At 63.8% G+C, this 13,486-nt stretch carries 10 protein-coding genes and 2 pseudogenes; 5 read left to right on the top strand and 7 right to left on the bottom strand.

Going from position 1 to position 13,486, the window contains the following annotated elements; translation table 11 throughout:
- Nucleotides 1-26: 26 nt before the first annotated feature.
- Complete coding sequence (gene traD, locus EV664_RS02780; RefSeq protein WP_133494114.1) at nt 27-332, bottom strand: conjugal transfer protein TraD; 306 nt, start codon at nt 330-332, stop codon at nt 27-29.
- A gap of 173 nt (nt 333-505) precedes the next feature.
- Between traD and traA the strand changes: the two genes are divergently transcribed.
- The 4 genes and pseudogenes from traA to EV664_RS02760 all read left to right on the top strand — a co-directional run.
- Nucleotides 506-3,532 carry a Ti-type conjugative transfer relaxase TraA gene (gene traA, locus EV664_RS02775; RefSeq protein WP_133494113.1) on the top strand — a complete coding sequence of 1,009 codons (3,027 nt, stop codon included), beginning with the start codon at nt 506-508 and terminating at the stop codon, nt 3,530-3,532.
- A gap of 16 nt (nt 3,533-3,548) precedes the next feature.
- On the top strand, nt 3,549-4,304 hold the full coding sequence (locus EV664_RS02770) for a DUF6118 family protein (protein ID WP_133494112.1): 756 nt from the start codon (nt 3,549-3,551) through the stop codon (nt 4,302-4,304).
- Between the two features lie 358 nt (nt 4,305-4,662).
- Nucleotides 4,663-4,865 (top strand): annotated as a pseudogene (locus EV664_RS02765) (arsenical-resistance protein); the annotation flags it as partial.
- A 4-nt stretch (nt 4,866-4,869) separates the two neighbouring features.
- Nucleotides 4,870-5,135, top strand: a pseudogene (locus EV664_RS02760) (hypothetical protein); the annotation flags it as partial.
- On the opposite strand, the gene EV664_RS02755 reads toward EV664_RS02760, so the two are convergent.
- The 6 genes from EV664_RS02755 to EV664_RS02730 form a co-directional block, all read right to left on the bottom strand.
- Nucleotides 5,085-6,578, bottom strand: coding sequence for an NAD-dependent succinate-semialdehyde dehydrogenase (locus tag EV664_RS02755; RefSeq protein WP_229668048.1), 1,494 nt, complete (start codon nt 6,576-6,578; stop codon nt 5,085-5,087). The pseudogene EV664_RS02760 and the gene EV664_RS02755 sit on opposite strands and share 51 nt — an antisense overlap.
- A gap of 5 nt (nt 6,579-6,583) precedes the next feature.
- Nucleotides 6,584-7,552 carry an alcohol dehydrogenase gene (locus tag EV664_RS02750; protein ID WP_211338446.1) on the bottom strand — a complete coding sequence of 323 codons (969 nt, stop codon included), beginning with the start codon at nt 7,550-7,552 and terminating at the stop codon, nt 6,584-6,586.
- 232 nt (nt 7,553-7,784) lie between these two features.
- The gene (locus EV664_RS02745; RefSeq protein WP_170170537.1) at nt 7,785-8,684 is read right to left on the bottom strand and encodes a transporter; all 900 of its coding nucleotides are present in this window, start codon (nt 8,682-8,684) and stop codon (nt 7,785-7,787) included.
- A 115-nt stretch (nt 8,685-8,799) separates the two neighbouring features.
- Nucleotides 8,800-9,555: an SDR family NAD(P)-dependent oxidoreductase gene (locus EV664_RS02740; protein WP_133494245.1), complete on the bottom strand. Its 756-nt coding sequence runs from the start codon at nt 9,553-9,555 to the stop codon at nt 8,800-8,802.
- Nucleotides 9,556-9,644: 89 nt separating this feature from the next.
- Nucleotides 9,645-11,282: a flavin-containing monooxygenase gene (locus EV664_RS02735; protein WP_133494109.1), complete on the bottom strand. Its 1,638-nt coding sequence runs from the start codon at nt 11,280-11,282 to the stop codon at nt 9,645-9,647.
- Nucleotides 11,283-11,385: 103 nt separating this feature from the next.
- Nucleotides 11,386-12,288, bottom strand: coding sequence for an alpha/beta hydrolase (locus EV664_RS02730; RefSeq protein WP_025549975.1), 903 nt, complete (start codon nt 12,286-12,288; stop codon nt 11,386-11,388).
- Between the two features lie 400 nt (nt 12,289-12,688).
- Between EV664_RS02730 and EV664_RS02725 the strand changes: the two genes are divergently transcribed.
- The gene (locus EV664_RS02725; protein WP_133494108.1) at nt 12,689-13,480 is read left to right on the top strand and encodes an IclR family transcriptional regulator; all 792 of its coding nucleotides are present in this window, start codon (nt 12,689-12,691) and stop codon (nt 13,478-13,480) included.
- Nucleotides 13,481-13,486: the final 6 nt, after the last annotated feature.

Raw genomic sequence — 13,486 nt, 5'->3', positions numbered from 1 at the left:
GCCTGTCCGTTCGTGCCTTTGCGGCCTCAATGCGATGCCGCGCCGCCGTCGAGCGGTAGAGCGCCTTCCGGCTGTTGTTCAGATCGCGGCGCAGGCTTGCGTTGTTTGCTGCGAAAGAAAGCCGCGCCCGCCTTGCGCCAGCCCTCCCTTGTCGCGGCATCTTTGCTGGCGACGGCATCGAGCAGAGCGCCCGCGAGCAGATCGGCGTCGAGCGCATCGGCACCTGTCGCGGCCACCAATTCGCCAAGTTGACGCACGCGGCGTTCCTTGATGGCCTTGGCCTTGTCGGCCAGCGCCTTTAGCTCCGAATCATAGTCGCGTGGTTTCCGCATGGCAAAGTCTCCATTGTGTGACGATGCAGCCATGATAGAAGAAGGCAGGCGGTGACGCAGTAGAGTCGCCGGGACGTGATGACACCGCCTAGTCCCTGCTCGGATTTTATTCGAGGAGGGCGCGCTTATACGTCGTGCCGACGTGCGCTTGAGGCAGTAGATGGATTGCCGTCATGGCAATTTATCACTTCTCCGTTCAGGTCATCGGCCGCGCCAGCGGGCGCAGCGCCGTGGCGGCCGCCGCCTATCGCGCGGCCGACAGGCTGCACGACGAGCGACTGGACCGCGACCATGACTTCTCCAACAAGTCGGGGGTCGTCCACTCTGAAATCCTCCTGCCGGAGAATGCACCCGAGGCGTTCGCCGACCGCGAAAAACTGTGGAACGAGGTAGAGGCGACCGAGAAGCGCAAGGACGCGCAGCTTGCCCGCGAGGTCGAGTTTTCCATTCCGCGCGAGATGACGCAGGCACAGGGCATCGAGCTTGCCCGCGACTTCGCCCAGGCCGAATTTGTCGAACGCGGCATGATCGCCGACCTCAATGTGCATTGGGATATCGGCGCGGACGGGCAGCCCAAGCCGCACGCCCATGTCATGCTCACCATGCGCGAGGTGAGCGAGGATGGGTTCGGCGCAAAGGTCCGCGACTGGAATCGCACAGAGCTTGTCGAGCAGTGGCGCGAGCGCTGGGCGGATCACGTCAACACCCGCCTTGCCGAACTCGATATCGACGCGCGCATCGATCACCGCAGTTTGCAGGCGCAAGGCATCGACCTTGAGCCGCAGGACAAGATCGGTCCCGCCGCTCAGCGCATGGGCGAGCGCGGCCTTGAGTCCGAACGGATCGAGGATCACCGCGCCACCGCGCAGCGCAACGGCGAACGCATCATCGCGGAGCCGCGTATCGCGCTGGACGCGATCACCCACCATCAGGCGACGTTCACCCGGCGCGACATGGCGATGTTCGTGCATCGGCACACGGACGGGAAAGAGCAGTTCGACCGGGCGATGAGCGCCGTTCGCGCATCGCCCGACTTGATCGCGCTCGGCAAGGATGGGCGCGGCGAAGATCGCTTCACCAGCCGCGACATGATCGAGACCGAGCAGCGGTTGCAGCGCGCATCGGAGTTGATGGCCGAGCGCGAGCGGCACCGCGTGGACGAGAAGGACCGCGCAGCCGCCTTGGCGCAGGCCGAGCAGCGCGGGCTTGCGTTGACCGGCGAGCAGCGCGCGGCGTTCGATCATGTGACGGGCGAGCGCGGCTTGAGCGTCGTCGTCGGTTACGCAGGCACCGGCAAGAGCGCGATGCTTGGCGTTGCGCGGGAGGCGTGGGAGCGCAGCGGATTCGAGGTGCGCGGCGCGGCGTTGTCGGGGATCGCGGCGGAGGGGTTGGAGAACGGCTCCGGCATCGCTTCGCGCACCATCGCCAGCATGGAGCATGGCTGGGCGCAGGGCCGCGATATGCTCACCTCTCGCGACGTCCTAGTGATCGACGAGGCGGGCATGGTCGGCACGCGTCAGATGGAGCGCGTATTGTCGCACGCCGCCGATGCGGGCGCGAAGGTCGTTCTTGTCGGCGACCCGCAGCAGTTGCAGGCGATCGAGGCGGGCGCGGCCTTCCGGGCGATCCACGAACGGCATGGGGGCGTCGAGATTACGGAGGTCCGCCGCCAGGTTCACGACTGGCAGCGCGACGCCACCCGGCATCTGGCGACCGGCAGAACTGGTGAGGCGATCCGGGCCTATGCCGATCATGGCATGGTCCACGCAGCCGAGACGCGCGAGCAGGCGCGCGCCGAGCTTGTCGAGCGTTGGGACCGTGAGCGCATCGCCGCGCCCGATCAATCGCGCATCATCCTCACCCATACCAATGACGAGGTGCGCGAACTGAACGAAGCCGCGCGCGACCGGATGCGCGCGGCGGGCGAGCTTGGCGATGACGTGTTGGTGAAGGCCGAGCGCGGCAACCGCAGCTTTGCGACCGGCGACCGCATCATGTTCCTTCGCAACGAACGCAGCCTTGAGGTGAAGAACGGCACGCTCGGCACCGTCGAACATGTGAACCGGCAGGGCATGGCCGTCCGCACCGATGACGGGCGCTCCGTCGCGTTCGACATGAAGGATTACGCCCATGTCGATCATGGCTATGCGGCCACGATCCACAAGGCGCAGGGCATGAGCGTGGACCGCTCCCACATGCTCGCCACGCCGGGGATGGACCGGCACGGGGCCTATGTCGGGATGACGCGCCACAGGGAGGGCATGGCGCTTCACTATGGGCGCGACGATTTCCGGGACGACGCCCGCCTTGTCCGCACGCTGTCGCGCGAGCGCACCAAGGACATGGCGAGCGACTACCGCCAAGTCGAGCCTGCCCGCGGCCCGGCGCAGCAGTTCGCGGAGCGGCGCGGCCTCACGTTTGGCGAGCGCATCGCGGGAATCGTCCGGCCCGTGGCGGAGAAGGCGCGCGGGATCTTCGACGGATTGCGGCTCTCGCTGCCCGGTCAGCAGCGCGAGCCATCGCCAACGCCCGAACCCCGGCGCGGCATGTTCGACGGCCTTGACCTTGGGCGTTTCGTTTCGCCATCCGGCCACGATCCTGCCCGCCAGCAGCAGCGGGACCACGACCCGCAGCCGATGCGCGCCGGGGGCTTGCGCGGCGCGGTCGAGCGTTACGCCAAGGCGCTCGATGCGATCCGGCAGACCCGCGCGCAGGGAATCGACCCGATGCCCCACCAGCGCGAGGCGCTGGACCGCGCGCGCGATGCTTTGGATGCGATCCGGCCGCAAGGCTCGACGGACCTCAACAGCGCATTCCGGGGCGAACCGGAACTGATCCGCGAGGCGGCTCAAGGGCGCGGCCAAGACGCCGTGCGCGCCATGCAGGCGGAAGCGGAAATCCGCATCGACCCGTTCCAGCGCGCAGACCGCTTTGTCGAAGGCTGGCAGCAGTTGCGCGAGCAGCACGCCGAGCTGGTGCGCGATGGCAATTTCCGGGGCGCGAAGACCACCGCGCAGCACATGGCCGACATGGCGAAAAGCCTTGAGCGCGACGCCCAGCTTGAATCCGTGCTGGGACTACGCAGCCGCGAGCTTGGCCTTGAGATCGGTCACGACATGGGCCGCAGCATCGGCCGGGACCTCGCGGCTTCCATCCCCTTCGATCATGGCCGCGACATCAGCCGCGGCATGGAACGATAGACAAGGAGAAGAGATCATGGACGAACAATCCCTGCCCAACGAGCCGGAACCCCAGCCGCAGGCCGGAACGGCGGCGGAGGCGTTCACGCGCCTGGCGGCGCGCGTGGAGGCGATGGAGGGGCGGTTTGACGGGCGCTTGGCGGTGATCGCCCGCGCGCTCGAACATATCGCCATCGAGAAGCAGAGCATCGAGGTTCCCGACTACAATCCCACGCTTGGCAAGATCAACGCCAACATGGCCGACCTTGCCAAGCACATGAAGGCGGTCGAGCAATCGGAGGCGTTGCGGATCACGCCGGAGAGCATGGCCGAGCGCATCGCGGCGGCGGCGGACGCGGCGCGCGAGGCTGACAGGATCGCGCTCAAGGAAATGCGGGAGCTTAACCGGCAGAGCAACGCCGCGATGAGCAGGGCGGTCGGCACGCTCCGCGCAAAGGAGGATGAGCGGAACCATTTGCTCAATGCCATCGGCATCGCGATCCTCGCTGTATCCCTCCTATGGCTATTCTATCCGGGCTGGGCGGCGAGCATGGCCCCGCAAGGCTGGCACTGGCCCGAACGGGTCGCGCGTCGCACTATGGGCGAGCCGACGCTATGGGATGCGGGCATCCGCCTGATGCAGGCTGGGAACCCGGAAGGCTGGCAGGCCATCATTGATGCCGCCGATATGCGGCAGGCCAACCGTGAAACCATCGCCGCGTGCGAGCGAGCGGCGATCAAGGCCAAGGAGTCGGTGCGATGCACGATCAGGATAGGGCGTCAGTCCCCTTGAGCGGATCGCGTGACGATAGGCCGCGAAGCCGCCCACCCGCTACGGCGCCATTTGGGGAGCGCGCGCCCGGTCGGCTTCGCTCTTTATGAACATCAACAACGGCGAAGCTTTTTGGGAGCAGGATCGCGCGGCGGCGCATGAATACCGGGCGGACCTATACTTGAAACCCAAGTTCAATTGCACCTGCCTGTCCTGCAATATGGGTCTGCTCAACCGACACCGCGCTTGATGGCTTCACCCCGCAACGGATGATTGTCGAGCATCGAAATCGATCTGGGACGAAGATGGTGAGTCGCTTCCGGCCGCGCAAGGGGTAGGGCACTGACGTGCCGCTTTCGGCAGTCTGATGCCGATTTGCGTGGCATGGTGCGTTGCCGCCCCCCCGCATTGATCGGCGCGTCCAACTTCTTCGAGCTGGCGGTCGCTGCCGCGATCAGTCTGTTCGGTCTCAACTCCGGCGCAGCGCTTGCTACCGTCGTCCTCGTGCTGGTCGAAGTTCCGGTCATGCTGTCCCTGGTCAGAATCGTGAAGGCGACACGCCCTTGGTATGAGCGTCGGGTAGCCTACGCCAACCCCGTGCTCATGGCTCAATGCCGTCGAGGTTTTCTTCGCCAGGCTGACCAACCACCGGCTCAAACGCGGCGTCTTCCATTCCTCGTCGACCTTCAGGTCGCCATCAACCGCTTCCTGGATGAGCAGCACAACGAAAGCCCCAAACCCTTCGTCTGGACCGCCGATCCTGATAAAATCATCGCCGCCGTCAGACGCGGGCACCAAGTGTTAGATTCCAATCACTGCGGCCTGCGTCACGAGCTTCGAAATCAGGTATGAGTTGATGGCTTCCGAGCCGCCCTCAGACCCGTAACCGGAGTCCTTGACCCCGCCAAGCGGGAGTTCCGGCAATCCCAGAAGGGTATGGTTGATTGCCAGCATGCCAACTTCAAGCTCGGTCTGAAACCTTTGCGAATTGCGGATCGACGAGGTGAACGCATAGGCTGCAAGGCCATAGGGAAGGCGGTTCGCTTCAGCGATCGCCTCGTCGATCGTATCGAAGGGCGACAGCGTCGCGACCGGCCCGAAGGGTTCCTCGTTCTGGATGCGCGATGAAAGACTGACATCGGTGAGAACGGTCGGGGCTTGAAAGAACCCGGCCCGCGGTGCCGCATCGCCCTCGACCAGCACCTGCGCCCCCTCGCTCACTGCCTCCTGGATAAGGCCGGCGACGGCCTTGACCCGGCGCTCGCTGACCAGCGGGCCCATTGCCGTGGCCGGTTCGAGCCCCGATCCGGTCCGCACCTTCTTCACATGCTCCGCCAGCGCCGCGGCGAAGCGGTCGTAGATGCCCCGCTGGACCAGCACGCGTGTGGGCGAGATGCAGACCTGGCCCGCGTTGCGGACCTTGAAACCCGCAATGGCCGCGACCGCCGCCTCAACATTCGCGTCCTCGCAGACGATGACCGGATTGTGGCCGCCCAGTTCCATCGTGATGCGCTTCATGTGTTTGCCGGCCAGGGCCGCAAGCTGCTTGCCCACAGGCACCGACCCGGTGAAGGACACCTTGCGGATCACCGGATGTGGAATGAGATAGTTCGCGATGTCAGCCGGTTCGCCGTAAACGATGTTGAGAACGCCCGGCGGGAGCCCGGCGTCCAGCAGCGCCTGTGCAAGTGCCGCCGGCGAGGCCGGCGTGTCTTCGGGCGGCTTGGCGACGACGGTGCATCCGACCGACAGCGCCGGACCGAGCTTGCGCACCAGTTGCGACATCGGGAAATTCCATGGCGTGAAGGCCACGACCGGACCCACCGGCTGCTTGAGCACCATCTGGGTCACGTTCGGCGAACGCGCCGGAATCACCTGCCCATAGGCGCGCTGGCCTTCGCCGGCGAACCAGTCGAGCAGATCGGCGGACGACATCACCTCGGCGCGCGCCTCGGCAAGGGGCTTGCCCATTTCCATCGTCATGCACGGCGCGAGGGTATCGGCGCGCTCGCGCAGCAGCACGGCCGCCTGGCGCAGGATGCTGCCGCGCGCATAGGCGCCGGCATCCCGCCAAGCCGCGAAGGCGCTGCCCGCGGCCTGCACCGCCTCCTCCAGATCGGCAGGTTCGGCCATGGCATAATGGCCAATCACCTCTGCGGTTGCCGGATCATAAACGGCTGTTCGCCGCCCCAGCGCGCCATCGCGCCACCGTCCGTCGATCAGGAGTTGAGTATCAGGATAGGTCGTTTCCATGTTGATCCCCCGGGCGCCCGCCTTCGTGGTGCCTTCAGTCAAGTCACTTACACACCGGCCAGAATTGCCCTGCCGACGATCTTGCCACCGGCGAGGCTGTTCAGCACGTCCTCAGCCTCGTCCAGCTTGTAGCAGGTGGTGGGAATCGGCTTGATCGCGCCATTGCGGGCAAGCTGCATCAGTTCCGCGAACTCTCCTGGGGAGCCCGTATAGCTGCCGCGGATCGTGAGCGCGCGCACGGCGATCAGGGGAAGCGCCCAGGGGGCAGCCCCGCCGAACAGCCCGACGATGACATAGGTTCCGCCCTTGCCCAGAGCGTCGAAGCCAAGCTCGGCCGTCGCCTCGGCGCCGACGAAGTCGATCGCCGCAAGGGGCGCCTCGCCGGCGGCGGCATGAATCTGCGCCACGGCATCCGCGGCGCGCGGATCGACCGCCGCACAGACCCCCGCAGCAAGGGCCGACGCCCGCTTGACAGGGTCGATATCGACGAAGACGGGCGCCTTGGCCCCCAGCGCCTGCAACAGTTGCGCGCACATCAGCCCAAGGCCGCCAGCGCCGATCACCAGAAGCGCATGGTCTTTCAGCGTGCTTTCCACCTTCTTGAGCGCGCCATAGGCCGTAAGCCCCGAACAGGCCAGCGGTGCGGCGTTTTCGGGTGGGATATCTCCGATCTCATGAAGATATTTCGGATGCGGCACCCGGATCTGCGTGGCATAACCGCCATCGACATGCATGCCGAGAAACTGCGGTTTCATGCACAGCTGCTCTTGGCCCGAGGCACAGACAGCGCAGGTGCCACAGCCGATCCAGGGATAGACCACATATTTCTTTCCCCTGTCGAGCGTGCCGACATCCGGGCCAGCGGCGACCACTTCCCCGACCGTTTCATGCCCCATCACCAGCGGCAACGCGATCCCGCGCTGGGCGAATTCCAGCTTGCGGCCGTGACCAAGATCATACCCCCCCTCGCGAATATGCAGGTCGGTGTGACAGACGCCGGCGGCGGTCACGGACAAGATGACCTCCGTTCCGCGAGGGGTCATGTCCGGCCTGTCGTCTGGACGCAGGGGTTGACCGAATTCATGAACACATTGGCAATGCATGATGTTTTCCTCCGTTACAGCTCACCAATGATGTAGCTTTTGAATTTGCAGTTGCTGGAATGGGGTGGAAAGCATCACTCGTTTCCGGACGATCGACGCTTTCCGCCTTACCCAAGAATATTTCGATCCACCGCTCCCGCGCCGTTCAGAAGAATTTCGCGAGCCGGAGGGTCAGGGTTGTGTCGCGCTTGAACGTATTCTGTGCGTCCACATCGTGCCCAACTTCCATCAGGAACTGCGTTGTCGGGTTGAGCATCTGGGACCAGGCCACTCGAACTGTGGTGGATTCAACGTCCGCCCCCCTGATGCTTCCTACCGTTTCGGCACCTCCCCAGCTTGCCGTGGCCCCAGCCGAGAGCATCGTCGTATCGCTTGCATTGTAGTTGACCCAGCCGAGCGCAGTATAGCTTGCATCCTTCTCGACTTGCACGCCACCGGGGCCATCGTTGTTGTCCCCATAGATTGTGACGCCCCCCACAACATCGACCGACCATTTGGGGGCGACATTGAACAGGAAGCCTGGCTGAACGGCGACAGACCATCGATTAGACCCCAAGCTAGGCTTGGTGGCAGAATAGTTGCCGGTCGGCAGGGTGAGATAGGTGGCAATGCCAAAGTAGCGTCCGTTTTTGGCATCGTTCAGCGGCCAGATCGTACCGACAAGCGTAAGATCCCCGGAGGAGAAGTGCTTGGTGTCGATGTCGGTTCCGGCAATCCTCATATTGTTCAGACCTCCGAAAGGTTGCAGCACGTTCACGTCAACACGCATTCCCGCGAGGTCGAAATATTTGACATAGCGAAGAAGGCTCACGTTCGTGTCGAGATTGGAGTCCGCCACGTCGTCCCCATTCCCGTCAACCAAAGTGTCTGAAGTGCTGCCAAGATAATATACCAACGCAAGGTTCGTTCCCGCCGGTAAGGGCACGAAGTCGCGCGGCTGATAATCCTGCCCATACGCGGCGGTCCCCGACATCAGGCACTGAACAGCAAACCCGGCCGCGACAAACAATGAATACCGAACCCTTTTTCTTGGCGCCAACATCATCACTTCTCCTATTGTTGACTGCGCTCTGCGACTGTCCCGATTGTTGGCTGCCGACAGGCAAGCTGTCGGCAGATCTCGGGTTCAGGGCCGCGCATTCGCAGCGGATCCGGAACGGTCAGTTCGCGGTGTACCCGCCGTCGACCACCAACTCGGCACCATGGACGAACGAGGCTTCATCCGAGGCCAGGAACAGCACCGCGTTCGAAACTTCCTCGGGCTGGCAGGGCCGCTTCAGCAGCGTCGGGCCAAGGAGCGCCTCCCGCGCTTCCGGAGCGGCATGCAGAAGATCCTTGGTCATCGGCGTGTCGATGACGCCCGGGTGGATCGAATTGACCCGGATGCCCGTATCCGCCAGATCGACGGCGCAGGATTTGGTCATCAGCCGCACCGCGCCCTTGGAGCTGATGTAGGCCCCCGCCATCGCGGCGCCAGCGATGCCGTAGATGGACGATATGTTGATGATCGAGGCCTTGCCCGATTCCTTCATCAGCGGCACGGCGGCGCGGATGCCCAGATAGACGCCCTTCACGTTGACGTTCATCACCCGGTCAAATTCCTCGGGCGAGGTCTCGTGCAGCGCCTTCAGGATCAGGATGCCGGCGTTGTTCACCAAGATGTCCAGCCGTCCGGCCTTGGCGCGCACGGCGTCGATGAGCTTTGACCAATCATCCTCGCTGGTCACGTCATGCTTGATGAAATCGGCCTTGCCCCCGGCAGCCACGATGCCCTTGGCCACCGCTTCGCCCGCCGCTGCTTCGCGGTCGGTGACAAAGACATGCGCACCCTCGCGCGCCAGAAGTTCGGAGTGGGACTTGCCCATCCCCATCGCAGCGCCCGTCACGAGGGCGACTTTTCCCGATACACGTCCCACAGATTCTCTCCTTTGTTGCTCTCTTCTTGCTCTCTTCCGCAGAACCGGGCCTGGAACCATCGCCCCGGGCCTGCCGCCGATCCGCAGCCTCAGCCTGCGACCGTCTCGCGGTTGAAGATCATGGTCTGGTAGCCACCATCCTTCACCGCGTCGATCGCAGCGCGGTAGTTGCCAAGGCCCGCCAGGTAGAACATGACCGCGTTCTTCTTACCAGGGATGTTGGCACCGAAAATCCAGCTGTCAGCTTTCGGGAACAGGGTCATGTCGGCAATCGTGCGGCACAGGGCGACCCATTCGTCGCGGGCAGCCTCGGTCGGCTCGATGCTCTTCAGACCCTTGGCCTCCATCATTTTGATGGTGTCCGAAAACCATTCGACCTGCGTCTCGATGCTTGGCGGCAAGTTTGTGAAGGGGCCGTTCGGGCCAAGGATCATGAAGAGATTCGGGAAATCCGCCTCCATCATGCCCAGATAGCCCAAGGGGCCGTCCTTCCACTTGTCGCGCATCGTCACGCCGCCGCGGCCGCGCAGGTCCATCCTCGTGTAGTTGCCGTCCACCGCGTCAAAGCCGGTAGCGAAGATCACCACGTCCAGTTCATGCTCGGCGCCGCTTTCCTGACGGATGCCGGTCGGGGTAAATTCCGCGATCGGATCAGCTTTCACATCGGCCAGCGTGACGTTGGGGCGGTTGTAGACCCCGTAGTAGTCGCTCCCGCACAAGGGCCGCTTGGCGTAGAGGTCGGTCGGCGTCAGCTTCCTCGCGGTCTCGGGATCCTTCACGATCTGCCGGATCTTCTTCTTGATGAAGTCGGCCGCCGCGTCATTGGCGATCTGGCTGGTGGCGATGTCGCAGAAGGTGCCAAACATGAAGTAGAAACCGCCGCCGCGCTGCCATGCCGCCTCGAACACGCGCTCACGTTCCTCGGGCGTGGCTGTTTCCGCGGGGATGGTGCTTTCCTCGAAGCCGAACGCCACGGCCGACGATTTCACCTGTTTCCAGATGTCGTCATAGCTGGCCTTCTGCGCAGCGATCGTCGCCTCGTCCTGCGGCGTGTTCCCGATCGGCACAACATATTGCGGCGAACGCTGGAACACCGTCAGGTGTTTCGCGATGGGGGCGGTGGCGGTGATTACCTGAGTCCCGGTCGAGCCGGTACCGATGATGCCCACGCGCTTGCCCTTCAGGTCGACCCCCTCCGGCCAGGCACCGGTGTGCAGGATCTGTCCCTTGAAGCTGTCGATGCCCTTGAACGTCGGCAGGTTCGTCGCCGAGAGAAGGCCAAGACCGGTGATGAGGTATTTCGCCGTGACGGTCTGTCCCTTGTCGGTGGTCACATGCCAGAGCCCGGTTTTCTCGTTGAAACGGGCTGCGGTGACGCGGGTGTTGAACTCGTAGCTGCGGCGCAGATCGTAGGTATCCGCCACCTCGTTCATGTAGGAGAGGACCTCGGGCTGGGTCAGGTAGCGGTTCTTCCAGTGGCCTTTCTGCAGCAATTCGCCGCTGAAGGAATAGCGGTAGACGAAGCTTTCCGTGTCCGACAAGGCTCCTGGATAGCGGTTCCAGAACCAGGTGCCGCCGACATCGCCGGCGCCGTCATAGGCCTTGACGTTCAGGCTTTGCTCATTGCGAAGTTTGTAAACGGAGTAGAGGCCACCGAAGCCCGCGCCGACGACGACAGCATCGAAATCGGCGCCTTTGGTCTTGGTGGTTTCAAGAGTCTTGGTCATTGATCTTTCCATATCATAGCTCCGAAGCCCCGTGCGATACGGGCCTGGTACCGGATTGACTGTCTTGACGCGTCAGGCCGCCCAGCGACGCTGGGCGGCGGGTTCACAGCGCGCGATACCAGGCGGCGATGCGGGCCAGTTCCTGATCGGCCTCGGGCGCACGGCCCGCCAGCGACGGAAAGACGTGCTGCATGCCGGGAACCACCGAAAGCGTCGTCTTCACGCCCGCGGCCTTGGCCTTGGCATAGAGCGCCTCCGAGTCGCTTTGCAGCGTCTCGGCGCTTCCGCAGGTGATGTAGAGCGGCGGGAAGCCGGTGAAGTCGTTCTCCAGCGGGTTGGCCAGCGGGTTGAGCGGGTCCGTTGCACCGCCCAGGAACATGCCCGCCATCCCTTCCAGGATGGCACGGCTGACAAGAGCGTCCGTCCCGGCATTGGTTTCCAACGTCTTGCCGCGCAGCGCCATATCGAGCCAGGGCGAATAGGCGATGACGGCACCCGGCAGCGACAGGCCAAGCTCGCGGAACTTCAAAACCGAGGCGACGGCAAGGTTGCCCCCTGCGCTGTCGCCCGCCGTTAGGATATTCTTCGCATCAAATCCCTTGGCCAGCAGCGCCTTGTAGGCGGCCACAGCATCCTCGATCTGGGCGGGGAAGGGGTGTTCTGGCGCGCGGCGATAGTGCAGGTTGCAGGCTGTCGCGCCAAGAGCCTTGGCCAGATGCCCGACCATCTTGCGGTGGCTGTCGGCCGACCCCACGCAAAAGCCACCGCCATGGGTGTAGAGGATCACGCGCTTGGTGTCGGCACCGGCGGGCAGTGCCCAGATCGCCTCGACACCGCCCACATGGTCGCTCTTGTAGGTAACGTTCTCAGGCTCCAGCGCCGGCTGACCCCATTCGTCGAACATGCTGCGCAGATTCAGGATAGTGAGGTTCGGATTTTCGACCATCTGGTCGGTCCAACTCTGATAGAGCGACCGTAGTTTATCGGCCTCCTTGCTGATTATCATGCTTCCTCTCCAAGAGATCGGTTTGTCTTGCAGATATCTTAGTCCGCTCGATCGGCATCCACGCGGCACACGCTGGCCACGGTGACGTCTTCCCAACATTTTCAACCTTGGAGGGGTTGAAGTGGCCTGTATTGAATAGTCTTGCTCGATACATTGTATATTCTTGCTGCCCGATCGAAGCGCGCTTCCGCGCGGCATGGGCTGGAACGGTCGCGCACCCGGTACCATGTTCGCGTCGCATGAGTGGAGGGGGTGTCTATTCCGACAGTCAGAATACTGTTCAGCAATCGGCGGTAGGATGAGGTATTCTGCAGTGCGGAAAAGTTTTCCGCACTATTGACAGGGGCGATAGCGCCACTAACCTTGTCATCTAAGGGCGGACCGCCGGGGAGGAGCGAACGTGCGACCACGCAAGGAGCGCGCAGAAGGCGATGGGAAGGACCGCGATTTCGTGGTCGCTCTTGCACGGGGTCTCGAAATTCTACGCGCCTTTCGGCGCGAGGGAGAGGCACTTGGCAACGGCGACTTCGCCATGCGCACCGGGTTGAGCAAGTCGACGGTCTCGCGCCTGACCTATACCCTCCACAAGCTCGACTATCTGAGCTGGAATCCCGACACCGCGCGCTATCAACTTGCGCCGCCGGTGCTTTCGCTGGGGTTCTCCTGTCTGGCTGGCATGCCGCTGCGCCAGATCGCAAGGCCCTACATGCAGGAGCTTGCCGACCACACCGGGATGCCTGTCGCCCTGGCAAGCCCGGATCGCCTGACCATGGTTTATCTAGAGCGTTGCCGCGGGGAAAATACGGTAACGCTCGCCATCGAGGTCGGCGCCCATATCAAGATGGCAACCACCGCCGTCGGGCGCGCCTATCTTTCCGTCATCCCTCCCGAACAGCGCGCCGCTTTGTTCGAGCAGCTTGGGCAGCACGAAGGGGCCGCCTGGGCGGAAGTCAGGCGCGGGATCGAGGCTGCGATCGAATGCTATCAGGAGCGTGGCTATTGTATGTCGCTCACTGAATGGAAGCCGGACGTCAATGCCGTTGCCGTGGCGCTTGCGCCGCGGGATGGCTCGCCGGCCATGGCCTTCAACTGTGGCGGGCCGTCTCAGAACCTGACGCGCGACCGGATCGAAAGCGATGTCGCGCCCCGCCTTGTCGAACTCGTCCGCCGCGTGTCGGCGATCGCCCACTGAATTCAG

It is taken from the genome of Stakelama pacifica (assembly GCF_004361835.1).
Lineage (GTDB): Bacteria > Pseudomonadota > Alphaproteobacteria > Sphingomonadales > Sphingomonadaceae > Sphingomonas > Sphingomonas pacifica.
The sequence above is the reverse complement of the archived record's forward strand: the minus strand, read 5'-3'. Positions and strand labels throughout refer to the sequence as shown.

Excerpts from the sequence above, each read along its gene's own strand:
- traD (WP_133494114.1), bottom strand. The coding sequence starts at position 332 with ATGCGGAAACCACGCGACTATGATTCGGAGCTAAAGGCGCTGGCCGAC.
- EV664_RS02730 (WP_025549975.1), bottom strand. The coding sequence starts at position 12,288 with ATGATAATCAGCAAGGAGGCCGATAAACTACGGTCGCTCTATCAGAGT.
- EV664_RS02770 (WP_133494112.1), top strand. The coding sequence starts at position 3,549 with ATGGACGAACAATCCCTGCCCAACGAGCCGGAACCCCAGCCGCAGGCC.
- EV664_RS02745 (WP_170170537.1), bottom strand. The coding sequence starts at position 8,684 with ATGATGTTGGCGCCAAGAAAAAGGGTTCGGTATTCATTGTTTGTCGCG.
- EV664_RS02735 (WP_133494109.1), bottom strand. The coding sequence starts at position 11,282 with ATGACCAAGACTCTTGAAACCACCAAGACCAAAGGCGCCGATTTCGAT.
- traA (WP_133494113.1), top strand. The coding sequence starts at position 506 with ATGGCAATTTATCACTTCTCCGTTCAGGTCATCGGCCGCGCCAGCGGG.